The organism is Acetobacter sp. DsW_063, from assembly GCF_002153745.1.
GTDB lineage: Bacteria > Pseudomonadota > Alphaproteobacteria > Acetobacterales > Acetobacteraceae > Acetobacter.
In genome coordinates, this window is record NZ_JOPL01000163.1 from 1 (window position 1) to 369 (window position 369).

General features: G+C 51.2%; 1 protein-coding gene. It reads right to left on the reverse strand.

What is annotated here, in order from left to right:
* The coding region (locus tag HK28_RS14565; protein WP_143217441.1) for a transposase at positions 1-267 on the reverse strand (267 nt) is incomplete at its 3' end.
* Positions 268-369: the final 102 nt, after the last annotated feature.

Below are 369 nucleotides of genomic sequence, written 5' to 3' on the forward strand. Positions count from 1 at the left end.
GTGGATTGCGGACATGAAAGTATGAGCGCAGCGGTCGTATCTGGTCGCAACACGTCGCCAGTCTTTCAGCTTTGCGAACATGTTTTCGATCAGATAACGCTTTTTATACAAATGCCAATTGTAAGGTGGCTTTGATTCCCTGTTCTTCTTTGGTGGAATACAGGCGGTGATTTTCCGGTTTGCGAGAGACTGTCTGATTTTACTGCGGTCGTATCCCCGATCACCGATGACTTCCTCCGTCTCATCCGACAGGTCGGCCCTGATCATCGCACACGGCGTGAAGTTTTGAGTTTAGGCCGCCTTTTGTCCGTCCGATATGGTGGGGAAAAGCCCCTTTTTGAGCAGGGACGCCGATGTCCGGTGTGCCTT